The 24583-nt window shown below is 52.4% G+C and carries 17 protein-coding genes and 2 pseudogenes; 9 read left to right on the forward strand and 10 right to left on the reverse strand.

Translation table 11 applies throughout. The annotated features are described in order from the left end of the window. Positions 1–25 precede the first annotated feature (25 nt). Entirely contained in the window at positions 26–937 is a 912-nt protein-coding gene (locus ACP15L_RS07465; protein WP_425083693.1) for a DMT family transporter, read from the forward strand. Between the two features lie 137 nt (positions 938–1074). On the opposite strand, the gene ACP15L_RS07470 is transcribed toward ACP15L_RS07465, so the two are convergent. From ACP15L_RS07470 to ACP15L_RS07480, 3 genes are all read right to left on the reverse strand, one after another. Continuing rightward, positions 1075–3207: an adenylate/guanylate cyclase domain-containing protein gene (locus ACP15L_RS07470; protein WP_425083694.1), complete on the reverse strand. Its 2133-nt coding sequence runs from the start codon at positions 3205–3207 to the stop codon at positions 1075–1077. Positions 3208–3309: 102 nt separating this feature from the next. Then, positions 3310–3783 (reverse strand): phosphate-starvation-inducible PsiE family protein, encoded by a 474-nt coding sequence (locus ACP15L_RS07475; protein WP_425083695.1) that lies wholly within the window; start codon positions 3781–3783, stop codon positions 3310–3312. A gap of 424 nt (positions 3784–4207) precedes the next feature. Beyond that, entirely contained in the window at positions 4208–6946 is a 2739-nt protein-coding gene (locus ACP15L_RS07480; RefSeq protein WP_425083696.1) for a cation-translocating P-type ATPase, read from the reverse strand. A gap of 187 nt (positions 6947–7133) precedes the next feature. Between ACP15L_RS07480 and ACP15L_RS07485 the strand changes: the two genes are divergently transcribed. The 5 genes from ACP15L_RS07485 to arcC are packed head-to-tail and all read left to right on the forward strand — an operon-like array spanning position 7134 to position 13231. Next, complete coding sequence (locus ACP15L_RS07485; protein WP_425083697.1) at positions 7134–8621, forward strand: YfcC family protein; 1488 nt, start codon at positions 7134–7136, stop codon at positions 8619–8621. Positions 8622–8630: 9 nt separating this feature from the next. After that, positions 8631–10010, forward strand: a complete 1380-nt coding sequence (locus tag ACP15L_RS07490) for an amino acid permease (RefSeq protein ID WP_425083698.1) — start codon at positions 8631–8633, stop codon at positions 10008–10010. Then, positions 10007–11233, forward strand: a complete 1227-nt coding sequence (locus ACP15L_RS07495; RefSeq protein WP_425083699.1) for an arginine deiminase — start codon at positions 10007–10009, stop codon at positions 11231–11233. The genes ACP15L_RS07490 and ACP15L_RS07495 overlap by 4 nt, the downstream gene beginning before the upstream one ends. 54 nt (positions 11234–11287) lie before the next feature. Continuing rightward, positions 11288–12286 (forward strand): ornithine carbamoyltransferase, encoded by a 999-nt coding sequence (gene argF / locus ACP15L_RS07500; protein ID WP_425083700.1) that lies wholly within the window; start codon positions 11288–11290, stop codon positions 12284–12286. A 3-nt stretch (positions 12287–12289) separates the two neighbouring features. Beyond that, the gene (gene arcC / locus ACP15L_RS07505) at positions 12290–13231 is read left to right on the forward strand and encodes a carbamate kinase (protein WP_425083701.1); all 942 of its coding nucleotides are present in this window, start codon (positions 12290–12292) and stop codon (positions 13229–13231) included. 883 nt (positions 13232–14114) lie between these two features. Here arcC and ACP15L_RS07510 read toward each other — a convergent pair. Then, positions 14115–15119, reverse strand: a pseudogene (locus ACP15L_RS07510) (patatin-like phospholipase family protein). A gap of 17 nt (positions 15120–15136) precedes the next feature. Between ACP15L_RS07510 and ACP15L_RS07515 the strand changes: the two are divergent. Then, positions 15137–15331 (forward strand): hypothetical protein, encoded by a 195-nt coding sequence (locus tag ACP15L_RS07515; protein WP_425083702.1) that lies wholly within the window; start codon positions 15137–15139, stop codon positions 15329–15331. A 425-nt stretch (positions 15332–15756) separates the two neighbouring features. Here the strand turns inward: ACP15L_RS07515 and ACP15L_RS07520 are convergent, their stop codons facing one another. Then, positions 15757–16275, reverse strand: coding sequence for a redoxin domain-containing protein (locus ACP15L_RS07520; protein ID WP_425083703.1), 519 nt, complete (start codon positions 16273–16275; stop codon positions 15757–15759). Between the two features lie 429 nt (positions 16276–16704). Between ACP15L_RS07520 and ACP15L_RS07525 the strand changes: the two genes are divergently transcribed. Continuing rightward, entirely contained in the window at positions 16705–18426 is a 1722-nt protein-coding gene (locus tag ACP15L_RS07525; RefSeq protein WP_425083704.1) for an adenylate/guanylate cyclase domain-containing protein, read from the forward strand. A gap of 95 nt (positions 18427–18521) precedes the next feature. Here ACP15L_RS07525 and ACP15L_RS07530 read toward each other — a convergent pair. From ACP15L_RS07530 to ACP15L_RS07550, 5 genes and pseudogenes are all read right to left on the reverse strand, one after another. Then, a pseudogene (locus ACP15L_RS07530) lies at positions 18522–19226 on the reverse strand (IS6 family transposase). 77 nt (positions 19227–19303) lie between these two features. Further along, positions 19304–20281 carry a 2-dehydropantoate 2-reductase gene (locus ACP15L_RS07535; RefSeq protein ID WP_425083705.1) on the reverse strand — a complete coding sequence of 326 codons (978 nt, stop codon included), beginning with the start codon at positions 20279–20281 and terminating at the stop codon, positions 19304–19306. 4 nt (positions 20282–20285) lie between these two features. Beyond that, a complete protein-coding gene (locus ACP15L_RS07540) occupies positions 20286–21821 on the reverse strand; it encodes an acyl--CoA ligase (protein WP_425083706.1) in 1536 nt (511 codons plus the stop codon). Positions 21822–21881: 60 nt separating this feature from the next. Next, positions 21882–22565: a fumarylacetoacetate hydrolase family protein gene (locus tag ACP15L_RS07545; RefSeq protein WP_425083707.1), complete on the reverse strand. Its 684-nt coding sequence runs from the start codon at positions 22563–22565 to the stop codon at positions 21882–21884. Positions 22566–22759: 194 nt separating this feature from the next. Then, positions 22760–23440 (reverse strand): FadR/GntR family transcriptional regulator, encoded by a 681-nt coding sequence (locus ACP15L_RS07550; protein WP_170642882.1) that lies wholly within the window; start codon positions 23438–23440, stop codon positions 22760–22762. A gap of 141 nt (positions 23441–23581) precedes the next feature. On the opposite strand from ACP15L_RS07550, the gene ACP15L_RS07555 reads away from it, so the two are divergent. Beyond that, positions 23582–24496 carry a fumarylacetoacetate hydrolase family protein gene (locus ACP15L_RS07555; protein ID WP_170642883.1) on the forward strand — a complete coding sequence of 305 codons (915 nt, stop codon included), beginning with the start codon at positions 23582–23584 and terminating at the stop codon, positions 24494–24496. The last annotated feature ends 87 nt before the right edge of the window (positions 24497–24583 follow it).

The raw sequence follows: 24583 nt of genomic DNA on the forward strand, positions 1-24583 counted from the left end.
GCTCCAGATTTTGGTAACGAGACCCGTGAGCAATCGATCGCCAATCCCTTACGCATTTGCGGTTATTGGTGTTCTTTTTGCCTCAATTTGTTTCGGGCTGGTTCCCTATTTCAGCCGCAGCCTGACCGAACAGGGCGTTGCACCCTATGCGGTCGCATTCTACCGCTACACTGTTGCGGCTCTTCTTCTGCTTCCTGTTCTCATCGTGCACCGAAAAGAATGGCGAGAGATCACTTGGGGTCTTTCCGCCGGAGCCGTAATGGGGCTTGGTTGGATCGGATATGTAAAGGCGTTGGAGAAGTTGCCCGCATCGACAGTGGGTGTGCTTTACATGACCTATCCGGTGTTCACCTTAGTTATTGCTTGGGCTGTATTTGGCGATGCACCCACGCGACGTGCCATGTTGGCCGCTGGTCTGATTGTGGTTGCAGCTGTCATTGCTGGCTCGCCTGCGTCAGTGGCTGCGGAATACCTACCAACGCTGCTGCTATCCCTTGCCGCCCCATTTGGGTTTGGCTTCGGAATTTGCGTCCTGGTACACAGGTTGTCACGGATTGCGCCGTTGGCACGTATCGCGTCAGTTTCTCTGGGGCCTGTACTGGGCCTCGCGCCGCTTATACTTGGTGCTGAGGTTGGAGAGCTTCTCCCAAGGGAACAGTCCGATTGGCTTTTCATTGTTGGCATTGGTCTGGTTACAGCTTTCGTGCCCCAGCTTATTTACACGATATGCTCACCTGTTATTGGGGCTTCCCAAACTGCGGTCGTAGGAAGCATCGAATTGCGCACGATGTTTGCCGTCGGATACCTTGCTTTTGGCGAAGCCATCTCTTTTCCTCAAGCTTTTGCATGTGCCTTAGTGCTGGGCGCAATCGCGATCACAAGAAGTAGAAAGACGCGCACCGTATCTACCGTGCTCGCAAAATCACCGAGGCGGTAGTATTGGGTTCGAAGGCGAAATACGCTGGCAGTAGTACAATTCCATATTCGGTTGGCCTGATTTGACTGGTCCGGTTTGATTGTGAGTGCATAACTGGTCTCTGGTCCAACGGGGCGAGAGTTTGCGATGCTTCTCATTTATTTCTTTTCGAAACGATAAACGCCATCCCAATCGGCCGGTGGTTCAAACGCAAAACTGCTGCAGCGTTCGATAAAGACATCTACAAGAAGCTTGTTAGCAGCGATTTCCCGATGCCTCTTCAAGGAATCTAATGCTTCAGTCCATTTTCCAAACTGATACAAGTCATAGCATGCACGCCATTCTTCGAGTTCGCGTTTTTTGGCTGCGCTTACCAGAAAACCACTCTCATCATCTTTTTCCGCTACCAGTTCAAAGATACGACTAGGAAAACTAGTCCCGGCGGGCACGACAAAGTCAATTTCGCGCAGCACAAACTTGCTCTCGACGTGAACAGCCACATCCGACGATACGAGAATTCTTGTGCCGTAAACTTTATTCAACCCTTCCAGTCTGGAAGCAAAATTAACGGCAGCGCCGAGCGCAGTGTATTGCAATCTTGAAAGTGACCCAACGTTACCGACCACTACGCGACCGGTGTGCAGGCCGAAACGTGTATGCAACGGACGCAATGGTAACGCTTCCTTATCAGAATTGAGTTTCGCCTCAGCCTGCAAACACGCCAAAGCTGCTCGGCAAGCATGAACAGGGTGATCGATATCATCGAGCGGAGCATTCCACAGAGCCATAATGGCATCGCCGATGTACTTATCCACGGTACCCTGATTGCCGGATATCTCTTTTTCCATTGCTTCGAAATACTCGGACAAAGCAGGCATCAGTACTTCGGGTTCAAGCCCCTCGGTTTGGCGCGTAAAGCCTTTGAGATCGGCGAACATAAGTGTAACGTCGCGCGACTCTCCGCCAACGCTAATTCTCTCCGCTTTTGAAAGGATAGAGCGTACCAGCTCTTTCGGTACGTACGCACCGAAACTCGACAATCCAGCTTTCATACTCGCAACGGCGGCCCCGAGTTCGGCGACTTCCTGAATATTTGATTTCAAGTTCAAGTTTTCACTTAGCTCAAAGTTACTGACTTTTCTGGCTTCCGTTGCCACGCGCACAAGATTTTTGCTCAACAGACGGGCGACAACAAAGGTAAATGAGACAGCCAGAACCAAAGCAATGACGCCGATTTGCATGGCACGAGTCGTGTTTCTTTTTATTTCTCCGATAAACTCATCTTCCGGCACTATGAGCCCGAGTGTGGGTTGGGCACCGAAGACTTCAGGGATTGGCATCACAGATGCGATATAGTTTCTTTCATCGGATGCTGGAGCTATGCGGAAAAAATCCTGCTGACTGGTTCGCCATTTATCGATGACACTGTCAATAATTTGGCTACTACCTTCAATTGACTCGTTCGTATTGGTACTCACGAAGCGCGGCTCTCCACCTTCGGATCGCGTGCTGGTGTAGGAAAGCAGGCGACCTTCGCGATCAAGCATGAAAACCAAACCATGATCGCCAATCCTGATATCATCCAGGATTTGCGAAAGTGCCGATATTGTAATGTCGAGCGCAACGACGCCAAGCAATTTACCTTCGTCGTCAACCACGGTTTTTGAAAACGTTGCACCTAGACGCCCAGTGCTCTCGAATTGATAAAGCGGCGAAACGTAAACGCCGCTTTGCTCCAACGCCCCGCGATACCAAGGGCGTGTTCGAGGATCGTAGACAGTGGTTCCACTAAGAAATGGTGTGGCCAACGAACGGCCATCCGACCAATAGTAAGTCTCGACGCGCTCGCCAAATTGCTCGGAAATTATCCGTTGAACGCGATCTACTCCTTCCGGCACAGGCAAGGCGCTCGTTCCAAATGTTTTCCAGTGTTTTGGGAGGTTAATATTCTGAAAAAAGTCTCCGGATTCTTCCTCGCCAAAATACAAGCCATAGTAGTGCTCATTGCCTTGCATCTGCGAATAGAGCACGTCCAAACCCGCACTTGAGCCAGCATAGTCCGTAAATTTGGAAAGAAAGACGGATGCAGAAGATACGACACTTCCCGCTCCGCGTATCACGGTTAGCATCTCATCGACTGACTGGCTTCTGGCCTCGGCCATCCGCTCTTTCGCAGTACGAATGGCGAGCTCTTTGTTGCCAAAATAAAGAATGGCAACAAGCATTGTTGTTACGGCTAGCGTGAGTAACGTGAATAACGTCGCGACGCCGATATGGAGACGTACTTTCATACCCTTAATTAGTCAAAATGTAACAATAGAAGTCCAGTCGCTCGTTGCCTCACATATGAGTATCTTGAGCACAGTGTTACCTGAGGAAACAAATTACTGGCGCTATTGTTCTTCCTTGGCTTCTTCGGCGCTTTTGGCTCGCCCAAACCGAACGCTAAAGGACGGCATATCGTGAACCAGCCAATAAGCGAGTGAACAAGCAACCACTAGAAGTGCAAGGCCGACCAGATCCAGCCCGCTGGTTTTTTCCGTATCGAGTATAATGACCTTTCGTGCGACGGCCATGAGCGCCGTCGCAACCACTATCTTCACATGGATTACGTCGTCGCGAAGATAGATTGTGATGTTTACGAATATTTCGATAGCGATTAGAACCGCCATGAAGGCGCCAAAAGTAGACAAAATTTCAGAGATTGTCAGTATGAATACAGGCTGATTGATTAGTTTCTGATAGAGGGTCCAGGCCACATCCAAGACGCCAAGTAGTATAACCAGAACCATCATTACGGCCAGAATTCGGACGGCGAACCGAATTACGACCTGAAGTTTTTCTACAAATGGATCCTTGTGTTCCATTTATCACCTCCCCCTCTTTGCTGCGTCAGGACGCCAAACGGGTGTTCTATGCGCCACCATCGATTGCTCCCCAACGGAAACATCCTGTACCATCAGTGTTTCATTTCAGCCGAGCTTGCCTCGACTTTTTTCAGCATCACTCTAGCGCCAGATGTCTTTTTTCTGAGGGACTGGCTCGCAAGCCCCGTTGAAAAAAATCCGAAATCCAAACGGCCAACCACAAAAGAAACCTCGATCTGTGTATGCCGCAACTTGCCAATCGGCAGACGCCGATGACTATTCCTGAGTTCGCTTCAAAACGCGCCGCAAACTACCCCGAGAGGACAAGATCACTCCGTTGACAAGCTCGGTAAGATCCTCCTTTCCAATTAAATCAAGTGACCACTTTTTTGGGGCTAGCCATTTCAAACCACACTCTTTTCACTCAAACGAATTTAAGATGAAACATTTCCTTTAGGCCGGACAGCACGAGTGTCGGAAGCGCCGCGACAAAGAACGTTCCCAACAGGTGTGAAAAAGGCAATGGAACCGTGCCAAGGACAAAATTGCCCGGAGCAGAGTAAATTGCCAACAAAGATAAAACGACTGAAATGCCGACTGCGCCTAGGAGCATTGTGTTGCCAAGCGGCGATTTGCGATAAAGTGTCGTTGTAGTTCGCGCGTCAAAGACATGCCAGATTTGCGCAAATATGAGGGTCATAAAGGCAGCTGTTTGCGCGTGCTCCAGAGAGGCGCCGCGTTCGAGAAACTCTTGAAACACGTAGTAGGTCAGAAATCCCAATGCGCTGCCCCTAATCAGAATCCGCTCTTTCATTCCACCGCCAAACATGTCCTCGTCGCGCGGGCGTGGCGGGCGTCTCATTAGATCCGGCTCGCTTTTTTCAAATCCCAGCGCCAGTGCTGGTAAGCCATCTGAAACCAAGTTCACCCAGAGGATCATAAGCGGTGTGATCGGAAGGAGGGGATCTGCTCCCATCAGCAGGAAAGCGAAAAGAATGGTGGTAACTTCCGCAACGTTGGCAGTCAGTGCTTGCCGGACAAATTTCAGTAGGTTGTCAAAGATTCTCCGACCCTCACGAACGGCCGTGACGATAGTCGTGAAGTTATCATCCAGAAGAATCAACGCGGCGCTGTCCTTGGCAACCTGTGTCCCAGTTATCCCCATGGCGACACCTATGTCAGCCGCGCGAAGCGCAGGCGCATCGTTCACGCCATCTCCTGTCATCGCGGCCACTTCACCATTGGTCTGAAGTGCCTTAACGATGCGAAGTTTGTGCTCAGGCGTCACGCGTGCAAATACAGCTGCGTTCTTCACAGCGCTGTTTAGATCTTCATCTTTCATTTGGTCGAGCTCGGCACCCGTGAATACGGCTTGCTGCGAATCCGACATTACACCGATTTGCTCGGCTATGGCCTTGGCGGTGACTGCATGATCCCCAGTAATCATAACAGTACGAATTCCGGCACTGGTGGCTTCTGCCACGGCATGCGGCACTTCTTGCCGGGGGGGATCCATAATACCATGGATACCAGCGAGCACGATTTCCTGTTCGGGGTTGTCGTGATCCAGTTCGTCTGGGGAAACTTCGCGATACGCCACTGCCAAAGTTCTAAGAGCGAGCGCGCCAAAACTGTCAATGACATTTTCTATATCAGCTCGTAGTTCAGGCGTTATTTGGCGCTCCTCCTCGCCGATACGGACCTTAACCGCTCGCGACAAAATCACGTCAGGCGCCCCTTTTGCGACCAAAACAGTCCGCCCGTCGGGAAGCTGTGCGAAGACGGACATCATTTTTCTTGTTGAATCAAATGGGAAGGATTGAAGAGCCTCGCTCCGACGAGCCCTCAGTTCTTCGACATCAATTCCAGCCTTTGCCGCAGCGACCAGAAGCGCACCTTCAGTCGGGTTACCTTGCACTGAGGTCTCAGCACCTTCACCAATCAGCCGGGCATCATTGCAAAAAGCAGAGATCATCAGCACAGGCCATAACGGTGTCCCCACTTCGACCTTTGTGGCTTCGTTTTTCGAGTCCAGAAATTCCCCTGACGTGTCAAAGCCAGCGCCACTTACCTCCCAGGTTTCGCCCCCAGCCCAAATGCGCATCACCTGCATTTGGTTTTGTGTAAGAGTTCCAGTCTTGTCCGAGCAGATAACAGACGTGGCGCCTAACGTTTCCACCGAAGACAGTTTTCGAGCCAGAGCGTTATTCGAAACCATGTTCTGAGATCCGAGCGTCAAAAGAATTGTGACGACAGTTGGTAGGCCTTCTGGAATGGCTGCTACTGACAGAGAAATCGCTGTATTTAGCATCTCAGAGAGGTCCATGCCGTTGATAACGCCGATACCAATGACGATAGCCACGACAATAAGAGCCGCGATAATAAGTACCTTCGAAAGTGCTTCGATTTTGAGCTGCAGCGGCGTCTTTGGTTCCTTGGCTGCTGACATCAGATCCGCGATATGGCCAACCTCGGTTATCATGCCAGTTCCAACCACGACGCCTTCGCCGGTTCCACCAGTGACAAGGGTACTCATGAAGCCCATGTTGAGGCGATCGGCAAGAACGACCTCCTGATCGTTGATCTTGCGATCATGTTTGTCCACAGGTTCGGACTCTCCGGTTAGCGCAGCTTCATCGACCTGCATTCTGTTGGCTTGGAGGAAGCGAATGTCAGCGGCAAGGATATCACCTGTCTTAACTATCAATATGTCGCCGGGGACCAAATCAGAAGCGGCGATTTGTACCTGGTCACCGTCCCTTCTTACCAAGGCCTGTGGGGCTGACATCTCGCGAAGTGCAGCGAGTGATTGTTCCGCCTTGAACTCTTGCCAAAACGAGATGAAGGCATTGAAGATCGCGATCACAAAGATCGCCACGGCGTCGATCCAATGTCCGGTGAAAGCCGAAATAACCGCACCCACCATAAGGATTATCAGGAGCGGGCTCTTAAATTGAACGAGCAGCATTTTCCACGCTGGCTCAGCCTCGGCTTCGGATAGACGGTTTAGTCCATATCGGGAGAGGCGTTCCTTTGCGGTTTCCGAGCTCAATCCGTTTTTAGGATCTACAGCTAGTGCCTCGGTCAACGCAGTTTTCTCGATCACCCAAGGTGCTGTCGGAAGTGTGTCTCGGTCATCCGTGGCATGGAAAGCATGCTGCATAGAGGCCCCTTTCGCTACGACGTGGGTGCAAATTTTCGCGCACACGGAGCGCGAATCACAGCTAGTCTACTTCCTGCCTTCGTTTTTTCACTTTCCACTGAGCCATTTTGGCTCGCCAGAAATTGAAACGAATCTAAATACATGCTCGTTTTTTTATGTCGCTCTACCTCCAACGCGAGAGTTAGTTATGTCAAATTTCAAATTCCCTACTGCATTTACGATCCTGTTTGCTCTGATCGCTATTGTAGCGGTGTTAACTTGGGTCATTCCTGCAGGCGAATACGAACGTCAAATGAACGAAGCTTTGGGCAGCGAAGCTCCTGTTCCGGGCACCTATCACCAAGTCGAGTCTAACCCCCAAGGACTAACTTCGGTCATTCTCGCACCAATTGCAGGGATGTATGACCCTGGGCTTCTCGGAAGCTCTTCAAGTGCAGCGATAGACGTCGCGCTCTTCGTTTTGGTTATTGGCGGCTTCCTGATGGTCGTGACCAAAACTGGTGCCATCGATGCTGGCATTGGTTGGTTGCTGCACAGGCTTGAAGGCCGCGAGATTTTAATGATCCCGATCCTGATGATCGCCTTTGCCTTTGGCGGGACAAGCTATGGCATGGCGGAAGAATCCCTCGCGTTTTATGCGCTGATCATTCCGGTCTTTATCCGTGCTGGGTACGACTCCTTGACCGGAGTCGCGGTGATCATGCTTGGCGCGGGCATTGGGACCCTGGGCTCAACCTTCAATGCATTTGCGACGGTTGTTGCCTCGCAAGGGGCAGGTATCCCGTTCACCAACGGGATCGTTCTTAGGTTCATTATACTGATCCTTTGTTTGGCTGCAGGTATCGCATTTGTCATGCGATACGCATCACGCGTGAAAGCCGACCCTTCATTGTCAGTGGTTGCGGATCAGGCCGAGGAAAATCGGGCGCATTTCCTAAAGGGTTCGGAAGGCGATGACACGTTTCCCGAGATGACCAAAACGCGCTCGATCATTTTGGTCCTGTTCGGAGTCACATTCGCCATCATGATCTATGGCGTTGTTGCGCTGGGGTGGTGGATGGCTGAGATGTCAGGCCTCTTCTTGGTCATGTCCGTCATAGTCTGGTGGGTCGGGAAAACGGATGAAGGGTCCCGAATGGACGAAGGGACCTTTGTGGAAACCTTTGTCGATGGCGCGCGCGATTTGTTGGGGGTTGCGCTGATTATTGGTGTTGCGCGTGGCGTGGTTGTGATCATGGACGCGGGCAAGATAACCGATACGATACTGGCCGGGGCCGAGGGGTTTGTTTCGGGTCTGAGCGAGTTCGCATTTATCAACGCGATGTTTGGCATTCAGATCTTGATGTCATTCCTAGTGCCGTCCTCGTCTGGGCTGGCCACGCTTTCGATGCCGATCATGGCGCCGCTTGCTGATTTTGCGGGCGTCGGACGTGACCTGGTGGTGACAGCGTACCAGTCGGCAAACGGATGGGTGAACCTGTTCAACCCGACATTTGCCGTCGTCATGGGAGGGCTCGCCATTGGCCGTGTCTCCTATGATCGGTGGCTACGCTTCGTTTTCCCGCTGCTTCTTATACTTGCCGTGATCATCTGCGCCGCGCTCACCGTTGGCGCCATAACTGATCCGGGGATCGACGGGCCCGCAACCGAGACTTCAGACACAACATCGAACTGAGCCGTCGCAATGACCGATCGCTCCGCTCCAGAGACGACTTCGAAATCGGGTGCCCTTGGGCTGACGGCTTGTATCGCTTTGGTTGTCGGAAACATGATTGGGTCAGGAGTGTTCCTTCTGCCGGCCTCACTTGCGCCGTTTGGGCCAATTGCAATAGGCGGATGGATCCTAACATCGGCCGGGGCGCTGGTTCTGGCGATAATTTTCGGCAGGTTGTCACGGATCGTTTCAAAACCCGGTGGCCCTTATGCCTATTCGCAAGAAGCATTCGGAGACTTTGCAGGTTTCATAATTGCCTGGGGGTATTGGATCGCGCTTTGGACCGGGAACGCAGCTGTTGCTGTCGCGTTGGTGGGTTATTTGGGGTTCCTGTTTCCAATTATCATCGAAGTGCCAATGTACGGCCTATCGACCGCGTTGGTCGCGATTTGGACGCTTACTTTGGTAAATATCCGAGGCGTTGAAGGGGCCGGTTTGGTTCAGATCGTGACCACCGTGCTCAAACTCGCGCCTCTGATCCTGATTGGCACGTTGGGTATCTTCTGGATCGAAACAGAGAACTACATCCCGGTTAACCAAAGCGGTACGACGGCCTTTACGGCGATCTCGGCTGCGGCAGCCCTGACGCTCTGGGCCTATTTGGGCCTCGAGTCTGCGACCGTTCCATCTGGCGACGTTATCGAGCCGGAAAAGACCATCCCGCGCGCCACGGTCATCGGCGTGATTATCGCGGCCAGCGTCTATATAGCGGTGACCGCCGTTTCGATGGGCGTCATTCCTGCCGAGTTGCTGGCTATTTCTGCCGCACCGCTGGCAGCAGTCGGCGAAGTTATGTTTGGCACCGTAGGTGGTATACTCGTGGCCGTAGGTGCGGTGATATCTACCTTCGGAACTCTGAACGGTTTCACACTGCTCAGTGGCCAGGTCCCCTATGGCGCTGCTTTGGATCGCGTTTTTCCTGCAGCCCTAGGCCGGAAATCCAAATTCGGAACGCCTGCTAACGCTCTGATATTGTCGAACGCTCTGGCCTCCGTTCTGATTATCATGAACTATGCTCAAGGACTGGTCGCCGCATTCAACTTTGTTATTCTACTTGCTGTTGTCGCAAGCCTGTTGCCCTATGCCATCTGTTCCGTGGCCGAGATCATGATCCGGCTAAAAGGTGGGCAAGTCCTGCATGGCCCAGAATTGGCGAAGGTCGTTGTTCTGGGCGCCCTTGGCTTCATATATTCCGTGTGGGCCTTCGTCGGTTCGGGTGCGGAAACCGTTTTGGTTGGCTCTGTCTTGCTGCTTTTGGGCGTTCCCATCCATGTCTGGGTCCGCTGGAGCCAGGCCAATGACGTTGAAGACATTCAAAAAACAAATAGTTCGAAAGGAGAGTTACAATGAAGCTCGGCGTTCATTCCGAGATCGGAAAGCTCAATAAGGTGATCGTCTCGCGGCCGTCATTGGCGCATGACCGACTGACACCGCGAAACTGCGAAGAGCTTCTTTTCGATGATGTCATCTGGGTCGAACAGGCTCGTAAGGATCACGCTGAATTCTGTTCCTTGATGCGTGAGCGCGGGGTCGAAGTTTACGACATTCAGGACCTTCTGGCAGACGCGATCAGATCAGACCCCTCGGCGCGCGCTTTTCTTCTGGACCGCCTGATCACGCCCAACATGGTCGGTCTGGGCTTCTCCGTCGAAATGCGCGCATGGCTGGACGAGATGGATGCCAAGCTGCTTGCTCGGCATATGCTAGGCGGCATCGTCTTCGCAGACCTTCCCAAAGGCATGATTGATGAGCAGTTCGGCGATCTTGTGTCGCTGGGTGATTTCATTCTTCCGGCCATCCCTAACGCCCAGTTTCAGCGAGACCCCTCCTGCTGGATTTTCGATGGTGTGACCACGAATCCAATGTTCTGGCCTGCTCGTAAGCCGGAAACCTTGATCATGCGAACTGTGTATCGGCACCACAAGATGTTCAAAGACGCCGATTTTGAGTTCTGGTGGGGCGACAGCGACGACGATTTCGGTCTCGCGTCGGTTGAGGGCGGAGATGTTCAGCCAGTTGGCAATGGAACGGTTTTCATCGGGATGGGTGAGCGTACGACCCGGCAGGCTGTCGCACAGGTCGCAGAAGCGCTGTTCAGCAAGGGCGGCGCCGAGCGTGTTGTCGCCTGTGCGATGCCCAAGAGCCGCGCGGCCATGCATCTGGATACGGTGTTTACATGCCTCGACCATGACAAGGTCACCGCATTTTCTGAAGTGGCGGATCAGATCACATGTATCTCGATCCGTCCGGGCGATCGTGGGGATTTGGATATCCACGTTGAAAAAGGGCACCTTTTCGACGTCTACAAAGAAACCCTGGGGCTGAACTCGCTGGAAGTCATTTCTACCGGTGGCAATGAATTCCAGGCCGAGCGCGAACAATGGGATGACGGCAATAACGTCGTCGCCCTCTCGCCAGGTGTTGTTGTCGGCTATGCGCGCAATACGTTCACGAACGGAAAGATGCGCGCAGCCGGTGTCGAGGTGATCGAAATCTCGGGTCAGGAACTTGGGCGCGGCCGTGGTGGCGGCCACTGTATGACCTGCCCGATAGACCGCGACGCCGCCTATTGAATTTACCATGGGCGCAGCCCCTGCGCCCTCTGATTTTTGTTAGGGAGAGATAAAATGGCATTCAATCTCAAAGGCCGTAGCTATCTGAAAATTGCCGATTTCAGCCAGCGTGAAATGCTGTATCTGCTGGATCTGGCCCGCGACCTGAAGCGCGCGAAATACGCCCGCGCCGAGCAGCCGTCGCTGACCGGCAAGAACATCTGCCTGATCTTCGAAAAAACTTCGACACGCACCCGCTGCGCTTTTGAAGTGGCAGCATACGATCAGGGCGCGAACATCACCTATCTCGATCCGTCGGGCTCACAGATCGGGCACAAGGAGTCTATGAAAGACACCGCCCGTGTTTTGGGACGTATGTTCGACGGGATCGAATTCCGCGGTGCGGGTCAGGACATGGTCGAAACGCTGTCGGAATATGCTGGTGTCCCGGTCTATAACGGCCTGACCGACGATTGGCATCCGACCCAGATGCTTGCCGATATGCAGACCATGATCGAGCACGCTGACAAACCCCGCAAGGACATCGTCTATGCCTATTCGGGCGATTGCCGGTCAAACATGGGCAACTCGCTGTTGATGTTAGGCGCGATCATGGGCTGCGATGTCCGGATGATCTCGCCGAAAGAAACCCAGCCTCATGACGACGTGCGCGAATTGGCGATGGAGAGGGCTCAAAAGACCGGTGCCCGTGTGACCATCACGGACGATACGTCTGCTGTCGAAGGCGCGGACTTCATTCATACCGACGTCTGGGTGTCGATGGGTGAGCCAAAAGAGGTTTGGGCAGAGCGCATCAAGCTGCTGAGCCCGTATCAGGTCAACATGGATCTGATGAAGAAAACGGGCAACCCGAGCGTCAAGTTCATGCACTGTCTGCCAGCTTTCCACAATCTGGAGACCAAGGTTGGCCAGGACATTCACGAACAGTTTGACATCACCGAGATGGAAGTGACCGAGGAGGTTTTCGAAAGCGATATGAACATAGCGTTCGAACAAGCAGAAAACCGGATGCACACCATCAAGGCGATCCTCGTCGCCACACTGGGGAGCTGATCCATGGGACGCGTTGTTGTAGCACTCGGCGGCAACGCGCTTCTCAAACGGGGTGAGGAAATGACAGCAGACAATCAGCGCAAAAACGCGAAGATTGCCGCCGAAGCCCTCGCTCCGCTGTGCGAAGCGCATGAAACCGTCATCACCCACGGGAACGGTCCGCAGGTCGGGATGCTGGCCCTGCAAGAGATCATGTACACCGATGTCAAGGAATACCCGCTGGACGTTTTGGTCGGCGAAACGATGGGCATGATCGGCTACATGATCGAGCAGGAGCTTGGGAATATCCTGCCCTTCGAGCATCATATTGCCACCCTGCTGACCATGATCGAGGTCGACCCGAGCGACCCGGCCTTCGACAACCCGACCAAGTTCATCGGGCAGGTTTATTACGAAGCGGACGCCAAGAAAGAGGCGGCTGACAAGGGCTGGACGGTAAAACCGGATGGCGAGTACTGGCGGCGCGTGGTACCCTCGCCCCGCCCAAAACGTATCTTTCAGGTCGAACCGATCCGTTGGATCCTGGAAAAGGGCGCGACTGTGATCGCTGCTGGAGGAGGTGGCATCCCGACGATGTACGAGGCAGGAGCTGAACGGAAACTGGTCGGGGTCGAAGCCGTCATCGACAAGGATTTCGCGTCCTGTTTGCTGGCACAGAATCTTGGCGCAGACTTCTTTGTTGTTGCAACGGACGCCGAGGCTGTGTTCCTCAATTGGGGAACGCCCGATCAGCAGGGCATTCGGTCCATCACTCCAGATGCATTGGACGAATACGACTTCCCTGCGGGATCAATGGGCCCGAAAGTGCAGGCCGCTCAGGATTTCGTTCGAACCTCCGGTGGGCGGGCCATTATTTGCGCCCTTGCTGATGTCCCAGCAGCGGTACGTGGTGAGAAAGGAACAACCGTTTCGTTGGACGCAGGAGCAACTCAATTTCATTTATAAAAATGGGCCCGAAAAGAAAGTTCTGCTCGAAGCCTTTTTTGTTGTGAACATTTTTGTCTGGGCTGAGCCACCAAAATGGTTCCTAACAGATACAGTTCCGTCTTGCAGATGAGGACTACTGAAGTGCCAAAAACTCGACAGATGAGCGGGGTCGGCTAAACGCATGAATTTACGAACAACTGACTCGTTCGAATCGTAAGGCACTGCCAAGCCAAACGATCCAACAACCTACGCGTCCAGAATTTCCGGTGCCTCAATCACAGGCCACCAGATATGCGTGGCAAGCCATTCGTAGTCGGCCCCGCCCGCACCATTTGCACCAGTTGACTGCTTGTGTGCGGAAATTAGCTCTTGGCTGAATCGATGCCCCCCTCGAACGAACTTCGTCAGTTCGCGATGCACAGTCCAATTCAAAGCCAAACCCAACTCCGTGATTTGAAACCCATCGTCTACACGTTGCACGTTCGGGTTGGCCAAGAGTTTCAGCTGTCGTCTGACGCTTGTCTGAGGCAAATTAGTATATTTAGCTAAACCGCGAGTTGTCCACGGTTGAGGATGAATAACAAGTGCTTGATGCACCCTCTGCATAGGGGCAGGGAATTTAAGATGATCAAACGTGACTTGCCAGCGGCGCCAAAGTCGTAACCGATTTCGCTCAGTTTCACTCATCGACATAGTCATATACACTAATGATTATGACTTAGCTGACAAGCCAACTGAAGCAAAGATCCCACTATTGACAAGAAGCAACCTTGGCTTATCGAGGCGGACGATCGCTCCAAAGTGCCCCCGAGCTAAAAAGCTGATAACCATAATCAAACAGCGCTTGCATGTACTCTGTATCGAACGGCTCAGCTAGAGGATAGTCGAAATCCGTTCCGATCTAAGTGGCTTGGTATTCCGCGTCTCTCTGCAGACTTAGTTTGTACGCAATCGTAAAATCATCTACGCTTTGTGCTTTGATCAGTGTGGAAAGCGAGCGCGCGGATACTTGAAATACCCCTGGTTCTATAACTTTAGGTTCTGGCTCAACTTTACCGTTACGGATCGCATATAATTTGCCGCGGCGAGCAAATTTCCTAGGGATACCCCATCCAGGTACGTATGCGGTTTGAGAATAGACACCACTATCAACGTGGAGTTCATCCCGGACACCTTCGTCAGTCTCAACATCAATTAAAACCGGCGGGAAAACACCGGGAATTGCCGCAGAAGCGAGTATTACATCAGCGAGTACCTTTTTTGCATTTGCTGAATTGCTGTTCGCGATTGCACCCATATCCCAAAGTACTGTCCTTTGTGCATCCAGACTTACTGTCTGAACCAACAGACGCCGACCGCGACGATGTTCTTTGGCAATTTGCGCTAGGAAATCGTCCGCTATGTAAGATTCGATCATTTGTTTTAACAGGTCAGAGCTTTTGAAAGAAGAACCACTTAGGATACCTGTCACAAGTCGTCCTCTGAATATCCGGGACGGTGGAAACCCACCTTACAGCTCTTTGAGCTCATCGTCGTATTCGGAACCCAGGCAGGCGAACGGCGCTGCCAAAGCACCCGTTGAAACACCGGTAAAGACCATAAATTCTGGGCGCGTGACGGACTCGTTCCATGCGTTCAGGATGCCGGCAGCAAAGGCTCCATCCTCGCCCCCGCCGGACAATGTCAGCGTATAATCCGAAGAATGTCCCGATGCTCGCCTTTGACGTTGAACCGTTTCAAGAAGTTCACTGATATTGGCTGGAGCAACATCGGCCAAATAACGAGAACCTTCGATACCCGGGACTTGTGGGTTTATTAGATCCTCTTCGCTAACTGGATTCCTGGAAATGCTTGTGTGCCAACAGGCCGTGCGCCCGCTCACGTAAGGTGCCAGCCGGGCAAACATCGAATGAAATCGTTCACATGATGGACTTGTATGCGACCTTTGCTGAAATTGCAGGCGGGGAAGTTCCGACTGACCGCGTGATAGACAGCGTCGATCAGACAGCCTTCTTGACGGGGCAATCAGAGAAATCGGCTCGCGACGGGCTGATGGTTTATTTAAGCAAGCGTATTTTCGGTGTGAAATGGCATAACTGGAAAATGATGTTCAATTAGGTGAAACTCGGCTCAGACCCTTTGGTCACCTTTGATTTCCCGCGCTTCTACAATCTCTACGATGACCCTAAGGAAATGTATCACCTTAACCCTTCGACACCCGGTAACTTCTGGGTGCGTTGGCCGATGGGTGAAATCATAGTGGACCATACAGCTTCGTTGCAGGCTGAACCGCCTATCTCGGAGGGTACGCCTGATCCATATGAGCCTGAATAGGTCAATTCTTTAGGCTGCATTGGGCTCATTGCAGTAGTTCTCTATGCAGTGCACCAATGGCCGCTCCGGCGCGAGAGTGCTATTCCGCCGCAGCTGTAAGCGTCTCCCAAATATTTGCTATTTGTCTCACCCCACCTATCGTTCCATGATTTCACTGGGAAATAAGCCCACCAGCTCTTGGCTACAAAACCCACAACGGCCGCATTTCTTCAAGCCATCCCCCTCGTCGGCCTATTGTTGGAGATATTGAACTTCATTCCATCTAGCAACTCTTCCATATCCGGACGTGCCGCAGGCCCGTTAGACAAAATGACAATCTGCGTCGTGCCATCCGGAAGAATGAAAAAGGATGCCGGCTCCGCAAAACGCCGATCCGTTTCGTTTGGCGAAATGGGATCGGTTATATAGACACCCAATTCCCTCATTTGATCTTCACTGAGATCATAAGCTAAATCAAACTCCCAGCCGAATTCATCCTTGTCCGCGAGAGATTTTTCGATCGGATCAGCAGAAGCGACCAGAACATCAATTCCGGCTTCTTCGAATTCTGGCAGCATCTTTTGCAATTTGTTGAGGTGTCGCTTGCAGCGAGGGCAGTGCTTTCCACGGTAGACGACGAAAAACTGATGTCGCTCACGCTTTCCGCCTACGGTTATTGTTCCGCCGCCAACTGTTGGTAGAGAGATATTTGCAATGGGGGTCCCCACAGCGGGTTTGTAGTTTTGCATTCTATTAGCCCTTTTTTAGGTTGGGGGTATTGTACGTCGATTTGAAGTTAAAATTTGCCAAAATGACCGAAGTCTGCGGTGGTCTGCCCGATTTGTACTTCAGTCGGTGCTGATTGTGTGTCTGTTGTCACAACAACGGACGTTCGACAGTATTGGGACAACGACCGAGTTGCGGACAGAGCAGCCATCAAGTTTTTCAGGACCCCTGCTTCACGCGTATTCAAGATGGTCAACCAAACGTCTGCCGCAAATGCTGTGTCCTAGTAGACAAAACCTATCGCGGATCTTGGAGGGCTTTCCAGATTTAAGCCATGGGCATGAAGCGCCTATCATATAAGATCGCCTAGGGACTTTCAGCTCGACGAAATTCGTTTCGTGTCTACCGGAAGAACAACCTAGGCTTGGAGTTAACGTTTCATGGAGCACAACTTGGAAAGACGCCTCGCTGCGATTGTGGCCATGGACATGGTCGGTTTTTCCCGTCTTTTGGGTTTAGATGAAGAAGGAACAATTGCGCGGCAACAACGTCTAAATTCCGAAATATTCGAGCCAATTATTGCTGGAAATAGTGGTCGCGTTTTCAAGAGTAGCGGGGACGGTCTATTTATCGAATTTCCCTCGGCAGTTAGCGCCGCACGAGCTTGCGTAGCGATTCAACAATCAGTATCGGAAGCCGAGAAGTCTATAGATCCCTCTAAGCGCATTGCTTATCGGATAGGTTTGCATGTTGGTGACGTAATAGTCGACGGCGACGATTTGTATGGTGACGGAGTCAACATCGCTGCTCGGCTCGAAGCTTTGGCGGAACCTTCAACGATTGTTACTTCAGCAGACGCACATCGCCAGTTTGATGGTAGGTTTGAAGCGGATTTTGCATCAGCAGGATCCCGCACCCTAAAAAACATATCTGAACCTGTTCACATCCTCCAATGGCCACCTGACGCCGTGATTGCTGCGACGACCGTTTCCAAGCCGACTGTAGCAGTGCTCCCTTTCGAAAATCGATCCCCTGATCCAGAAAACGAATTCATTGCCGATGGCATGGCGGAAGATATTATTACAGACTTAAGCCGTATGCCTTGGTTCAATGTGATTTCACGAAACTCCACACAGGCCCATAAGGACAACAGACTGGATTTGACGGCGACGATCAGAGATTTGGGTGTAGTCTATGTGCTGAAAGGCTCTATTCGAAAGTCTGGAGACCGAATTCGGGTCACTACTCAATTGATTGACTTGGCGACTGAAACACAGGTTTGGGCAAACCGCTACGACCGAGTATTCACTGACATCTTTGATATTCAGGACGAAATATCGAACGCGATAGTTTCAGCGGTTGGTCCAGGATTTTTGAGCGCCGAAGCTAGGCGCGCCCGGGCAAAAGATCCGACGCAGTTGGACGCCTGGGAATGTGTAATGAGAGGGCGACCTCTCGTCATGCGTTTGGGGCAGACGGAAACAGCAGAAGCTCGACGCTATTTTGAACGGGCAGTCGAACTGTCCGGCGGTGCATTTGGCAACGCCGACCTGGCTCTCGCGCATTTTCTACAAGCATTCTACAGTTGGGCAGAACCCGGCGAGAACTCCGCAGCGGCTATGGTCGCAGCGGCAGATGCAGCGGTGCGAGCCGACAATCAAGATCCCATTGTTTTGGCGATCAAAGGATGGTCTTTGATGTTTGTCGGCCGCTGGGACGAAGCAGTTGACCTCTTTGATCGCGCCATTACGCTCGCGCCATCGTTTTCGACCGTATTGGGCTTCTGTGGAAGCGGATACTGCATAAGCGGCGCATATCAAAAGGGCCTGGATCTGGTTAAACGAGCAGAGACATTAAGTCCTCAGGATGTTTTTACACCACTTTGGTTGATGGGCGTCTACTTTGCCCATTTTTGCTTAGAGGACTACGAAAGCGCAGAAAAGACGGTGCGTCGTGCACTGGCCTTGGCACCCGAAAACCCAACCTACAGAAGGCAGTTGGTGGCGACGCTACATCTTTCTGGTCGCATTGAGGAGAGAGATAAGGCGTTAGACGCCTACCTGGCAGTTGCGCCGGACGTCAGAGCAAGTGATGCAAGACGAATTCCCGGTCGAGACCGCGAACAAGTAGAGCGCTTTGTTCAAGTCTTGATTGCCGCAGGCGTTCCAGACTGAATTCTCCTGGAAGAATTTGCTAAGTGACAAATTCCCACCTTGGGTGCTGTCAGACGAACTTGAACCAGTCTCAGTTTGCCGCGGAAACTGCGAACCTATCCCGAACAAAGTTGACGCCACTCGCCAAGAGCGGCGGTGCGTGACAGCTTGAAGGAGTCTCTGCTGGTGAACGATCATTCCTGATTAAAGTGGTTGTATACGGAGGAATGGACGGAGGCGAATTTCTGTAAACTTCGCATGCGCCTGAAACGCTGCATCGCGCGTTCGCGTCGTCGAAACGGCAGGTGCGAGTTCTCGACGCGGTTGTTGAACCACCTGCCCGTCTGTTGTTCTTCGGTAGCGCTTAGTTCTCTGAGAGCAGCCCGACACGACGCGAAGCGATCCGCTACGATCTCTTTTGAACAGCCATGGCGTTTCATCAATTTCTTTAAGAATTTCAATACCGACTGCTTGTTTAGGCGTTTGATGACAACGGCTTGTAGCACCTTGCCTTCATAGTCAACAGCCCGCGAAAGATAATGCTGCTTGCCATTCACATTCAAGAAAACCTCATCCAGGTACCACTTCCATTTCGATAATACGCGCAGTTGTTGCACCCGCTCCGTCTGATCTCAGCAGCAAACTTCGGGCCAAACCTGTTCCACCAATTTCGGACAGTTTCGGGCTCACATCGATGCCTCGCTCGTGCAACAGATCTTCAACCTTTCGAAGCGAGAGCGGGAAACGGATGTACAGCATCACAGCAAGGCGGATGATCTCTGGACTATTTTAAAATATTTGAAAAAGGCAGATCTGGTCATCGGAAAAAGCTACGCAACACCCCTGCCCTGCTCAACCAAAGTTCTTCTGACAAGGCCAGATGATCGCTGGCAGCAGCTTAATAAAGACCCGCGACCTTTGCCCTCAGTTTTATCAGTGATGCAACAGTGTCGATTGTGGGTGTTGCGATCCCGATCAGTTGTCCCAATTCCTGCACCGAAGTGACCAGTGCATCAATTTCCATTGGTCGGCTCAACTCCAAGTCCTGCCACATAGAGGTCTTGTGGGCGCCAACTGCCGCCCCGCCGTCAATACGTTTTTCAACATCTACCGGAAACCTGATCCCAAGTTTCTCGGCGATTTCCTGAGCCTCTAGCATCATTCCGCGCGCCACAGACCGTGTACCTGGATCAGTACACAATACATCAAGTGTTGAGTGGGTAAGAGCGGAAATCGGGTTGAACGACAGATTACCCCATAGCTTTAGCCAAATTTCGTCCCGAATTCTTGGTCTCACGGGCGCACGTAACCCAGCAGCGGATAGTGCCGCCGAAAACTTGGCAGCGCGGTCTGATTTGGAACCATCAGGCTCGCCCAAAGAAAAACGATTGCCTTCGACATGATTGATAGTTCCCGGAGTAGCGACTTCTGCGGCTGGGTAGACGACACATCCTAGAACCCGATCTGGCCCGAAACCATTCCATTGCACGTTACCCGGGTCCACAGACCGCAACCTCTTCCCTTCGTAGGGACCTTCCAGTTTGTGGAAGTACCACCAAGGCACCCCGTTCACACCACTTACTAGTGTTGTCGCGGATCCAATTAGGGGCTGCATTGTATCTACAACCGCTGGAACAGAGTGCGCTTTTAGCGTGATGAAGACATAATCTTGTGGGCCAAGATCGGCGGCATTGCCGGAGGCGCGTACCCGCACGTTGATCGGGTCCTGCCCACCCTCTAGGAGAGTCAGCCCATTTTCCTGCATTGCAGTCAGATGGGCGCCACGCGCAATGACACTGACGTCGACGTCAGTCTGCGCAAGCTTCGCGGCAACGTAACCTCCGATAGCTCCGGCACCAAAGATGCAAACTTTCATGTGTCTAAGCCTTTGTCAGCCCCAGTTTAGCGGCCAGCCCAATCCGTTGTATCTTACCAGTCGCGCCTTTTGGAATCTCTCCGAGAACTACCACTGATGTCGGCACCTTAAATTTTGCGAGCCGTTCGCCGACAAAATCCCGGACCTCTGTACCCTCGATCGCCGCGCCCTCGGACAGTACCACCGCCGCCGCGATATCCTCGCCCAGTTTTTCGTGTGGGACGGCAAAACAAACTGCCTGAGCAACGTCCGGGTGGCTCAGAAGCACGGCATCGACTTCGAGCGGGCTGATTTTTTCTCCACCGCGATTTATCAGCTCTTTAAGGCGTCCGGTCAGCCGCAGGTAATTCTCTTCGTCGAACGACCCTTGATCACCGGTACGAAACCAAAGCTTTCCATCCGCTTCAAAGAAATTGTCTGCATTTGCCTGCGGGTTGCTCTCGTATCCCGGTGTCACGTTCGGACCGCTGATAACGATTTCTCCGACATCCCGCGAAGCGATCAACACATCTTCCGTTTCGTGTGCAATCCTGACTTCGGGTCCTGCAGCTATTCCAACAGATCCGGGCTTTTGCTTTTGCGGAGGAAGCGGGTTGCAACACATTTGGTGCGCGGCCTCTGTCATGCCGTAGGCTTCGATGACGGGCGCACTAAATGTTGCAACCAACTCTTCCATGACTGGTGCGGGCAACGAAGCAGAAGAAGATCGAAGAAAGCGCAACCGCGATTGATCAATGATTGATTGGTTTCGTGCAGCTCGGGTCAGAATAGCCTGGTGCATCGTCGGAACCGCCGTATACCAAGTCGGATCAACGTCAGCGACCTGTGAAAAAAAGCTTAGAGCGTTGAACCCAGGGGCGCAGCTAATTTGCGATCCGGCGCCTAAAGAAGCCGCGACTGCTGCGATCAGCCCATGGATATGGAACAGCGGCATGATGCTTAGACAACGATCATCGATTGTCAGTTTCAAAGACGAAGCCACATTTCTCGCAGATGCGTAGATATTTGCCTGCGTCAGAGGGACGATCTTTGGGCGCGACGTCGTTCCCGAAGTGTGGAGTATCAGGGCAACATCGTCTTCACGCGGCGCAGAGGTATCAGCGACTCCGATTGGGTCGCTGGACAAAATCGAAAACTGCCCGGCCTTTTGGAAGCTATCGGAAGACGCCCGCAATATAGCGATGCCGAGGTCCGTTGCCGCTTTTACCGCAGGTCCGTCTTCGTTTTCACTTACAAGAAGTGCCTTAGCCCGTAGGTCCTTGAGGTAAAATAAGTACTCTTCATAAGTGTAGGCAGGGTTCAGAGGTGCCGTCGTAGCCACTTGGGCAACGGATATGAAAGCCGTCGCCATCTCTGGACCGTTGGGCAAAACGATCGCAACTCGATCTCCACGACCTACTCCGATCTTGTGGAGATCCGCTTTGACCATTGCGCAAAGCTCGCGGAGCCCACGGTAGTTCAACCAAGATCGGCCGGGAGCACCGATAGCATTTGCAGTGCCGGAATGGGGAGCAATCAATTCAGCGACTAGATGGGGCATCCGGGATCCGTTCACAAAAGCATTGGCCTAATTCGCGGAGAGGGTTTGTTGTAGTACTTGCTAAGTTACGTTGACCGTTATGCTACCCAGTTTGTCGACGGCCAGAACCATAACATCGCCACGGCTCACAGGGCCAACGCCAGAAGGTGTTCCAGAAAGGATGACGTCTCCGGCAGCGAGCTCAAAGTAGTCGCTCAGGTAGGAGATCATCTCTGGGACCTTCCAGATCATCTGGTTCAAATCACCCTCTTGCCGAATTTCACCATTCACCGTCAAAGTAATTGGACCATGGTCGAGATGCCCAACTTCTGATGCCTTGTGAATAGGCCCGCATGGCGCAGAGCGTTCAAACGCTTTACCAATTTCCCAAGGACGGCCCATTTTTTTCATCTGCCCCTGCAGGTCGCGTCGGGTCATATCAAGCGAGAGACCATATCCAAAGACATGATCCAATGCATCGTCCACCGAGATATTCGTACCGCCGGACTTGAGCGCAATGAGCATTTCTGCTTCGTGGTGCACTTCGGAACTGTGCGGTGGGTACGGGAATTCACCTGAGGAATCCAGATTGTTAGGATTCTTCTGAAAGAAAAACGGAGGTTCCCGGTTAGGGTCATGACCCATTTCAATTGCATGTGCGGCGTAGTTTCGGCCGATGCAATAAACGCGACGCACTGGGAATGTGCCGCCCCCCGCTACGGGTATAGTATGCACCTGTGGCGCGGGAATGACGTGACCGGACATCGCTTTCCTCCTCAGCGTATAATTGCCAATGATCGGATTTCCAAACGGTCAGAGACCTTCCGATCGATGCTACGCCAGATACGATCAGACGCGGCTTCTTATGAAGTCATCGCCAAAATTGGGGTGAGTATGCAAGAGCTCCAACCTCGTTGCAGCCCGACCATTTCTAGAATTGGTTGGGTACTTATTCTACATCAGCCGTCAGATTGCATGCTTTTGGGTAGTACGCGCGAATAAACGGATTTTAGGTGATCCACCATGGCATTGGCGGCAAGTTCAGCGTCGCCCTTCGCAATGGCGGATACGATCGCATCATGCTCCCGAAAACTGGAGTAATTTTCAGCGGGCTTCAGGGTTTCGCGTGGTTGCCCCCAAACAATCGACCTACGAACCGAATTCAAAGTTTCGAAAAAGTACAGAAAAAGTTGGTTTCGAGTAGAGCGGGCTATGGCGTAGTGCAAATTGTTGTCCCACGCTTCGTAAGTGCGCCAATCTTCCGCCGTGCGACATTTGTCAGCGCAAAGCCTCATTTGCTCACGGTCGGAACGAGTGGAATGGAGTGCCGCCAGCCGGCTAAGCTGCGGTTCGATCGTAAATCGCACCGACACAACCTGTTCAGGTTTAATTTGATTGCCCAAATAAGTTACGTCGGTGAGGTTGAGAACCGGTCTGGAACCAACAAATGTTCCCCGCCCCACATGACGCCAGATCAGTCCCTGGGCCTCGAGCTCTGCCAACGCTCTTCGCAACTGATTGCGAGTTGTCCCAAGTTTTGAACACAGCTCACGTTCAGGTGGGAGCCTGTCGTTATGCCTGTATCCCGCATTGTTAATAAGATCGCGTACACGGTGCGCGAGTTCGGTTGGTGCGCTCATATCTCCACCCAATTTAGTGATTGGTTGATTGATTGAAACGCCAAGTCGGAAAAAACTCAAGGGCAAGAGGAAAGCAAGAAACGAGTCGCAGGACAGGGTCCGTGACCACGGCTTGACATAAGCACGAGGGAGGAGTGCCGAGTGCGGTTAGCAACTGTTTCCGTAGAGGGTCACGCCGTTTGCGTGGCAATACTTGAAGATGGCAGCAAGTTGGACATTTTGCGCGCAGCGCAAATGATTGGCAAAACGCTGAACGCCGGTTCAATGCAGCAATTAATCGCGGGTGGAGAAGATACACTTGAAGTTTTGAGATCCCTCGTTTCATCGGCTGAAGCAGGTAGTCTAAAGGACGCACTGGTTTGGGATGACGCGCCGTTTCTGGCGCCAATTCCCAGTCCGAGTAAGAACGTGTTTTGTGTAGGGCGCAATTACGCTGAACACATTGCCGAGGGCGAACGGGCACAAAATCAAAAAATTGGTGTAACAGAGCATCCGGTTTTCTTCACAAAACCGCCAACCTCGATTGTGGCACCAGAGGCAAACATTCTGATTTTCCCATCGGTCTCACAAGCCATCGACTACGAAGTGGAACTGGCAGTTGTGATTGGAAAACCGGGGCGAAACATAGCCAAGGCTGACGCATACGACCACGTATACGGCTATACGATCCTCAACGACATCACCGCACGCGACATCCAACGCCGACATGGTGGGCAGTATTTCAAAGGCAAAGGTTTAGATGGGTCTTGCCCATTGGGTCCCTGGATAGTGACCGCTGATGCGGTCAGCGATCCGCAGTCTTTGTCAATTGGAATAACCGTCAACGGCGAACAGCGCCAAAACGGAACGACGTCGGACATGATTTTCGACATTCCGACGCTGATCGCATCCCTATCAGAAGGCCTTACCCTAGAACCGGGGGACGTACTCGCGACCGGCACGCCGTCAGGCGTCGGATACGCAATGGACCCGCCTCAGTTCCTGAAAGACGGGGACACGGTGGTTTGTGAAATTTCAGAAATTGGCACGCTCAGGAATACCGTGCGCGCCGTGTAAGTGGCTCCTGCATCTCTGAAGCTGCTGGAAGCCAACCATGCAAGGGAGGAAGACTAAAATGATGAACAGAAGGACTTTCACAGCGTC

It is taken from the genome of Ruegeria profundi (assembly GCF_049800715.1).
Lineage (GTDB): Bacteria > Pseudomonadota > Alphaproteobacteria > Rhodobacterales > Rhodobacteraceae > Ruegeria > Ruegeria profundi_A.

Excerpts from the sequence above, each read along its gene's own strand:
- ACP15L_RS07470 (WP_425083694.1), bottom strand. The coding sequence starts at position 3,207 with ATGAAAGTACGTCTCCATATCGGCGTCGCGACGTTATTCACGTTACTC.
- ACP15L_RS07475 (WP_425083695.1), bottom strand. The coding sequence starts at position 3,783 with ATGGAACACAAGGATCCATTTGTAGAAAAACTTCAGGTCGTAATTCGG.
- ACP15L_RS07480 (WP_425083696.1), bottom strand. The coding sequence starts at position 6,946 with ATGCAGCATGCTTTCCATGCCACGGATGACCGAGACACACTTCCGACA.
- ACP15L_RS07485 (WP_425083697.1), top strand. The coding sequence starts at position 7,134 with ATGTCAAATTTCAAATTCCCTACTGCATTTACGATCCTGTTTGCTCTG.
- ACP15L_RS07490 (WP_425083698.1), top strand. The coding sequence starts at position 8,631 with ATGACCGATCGCTCCGCTCCAGAGACGACTTCGAAATCGGGTGCCCTT.
- ACP15L_RS07495 (WP_425083699.1), top strand. The coding sequence starts at position 10,007 with ATGAAGCTCGGCGTTCATTCCGAGATCGGAAAGCTCAATAAGGTGATC.
- argF (WP_425083700.1), top strand. The coding sequence starts at position 11,288 with ATGGCATTCAATCTCAAAGGCCGTAGCTATCTGAAAATTGCCGATTTC.
- arcC (WP_425083701.1), top strand. The coding sequence starts at position 12,290 with ATGGGACGCGTTGTTGTAGCACTCGGCGGCAACGCGCTTCTCAAACGG.
- ACP15L_RS07515 (WP_425083702.1), top strand. The coding sequence starts at position 15,137 with ATGATGGACTTGTATGCGACCTTTGCTGAAATTGCAGGCGGGGAAGTT.
- ACP15L_RS07520 (WP_425083703.1), bottom strand. The coding sequence starts at position 16,275 with ATGCAAAACTACAAACCCGCTGTGGGGACCCCCATTGCAAATATCTCT.
- ACP15L_RS07535 (WP_425083705.1), bottom strand. The coding sequence starts at position 20,281 with ATGAAAGTTTGCATCTTTGGTGCCGGAGCTATCGGAGGTTACGTTGCC.
- ACP15L_RS07540 (WP_425083706.1), bottom strand. The coding sequence starts at position 21,821 with ATGCCCCATCTAGTCGCTGAATTGATTGCTCCCCATTCCGGCACTGCA.
- ACP15L_RS07545 (WP_425083707.1), bottom strand. The coding sequence starts at position 22,565 with ATGTCCGGTCACGTCATTCCCGCGCCACAGGTGCATACTATACCCGTA.
- ACP15L_RS07550 (WP_170642882.1), bottom strand. The coding sequence starts at position 23,440 with ATGAGCGCACCAACCGAACTCGCGCACCGTGTACGCGATCTTATTAAC.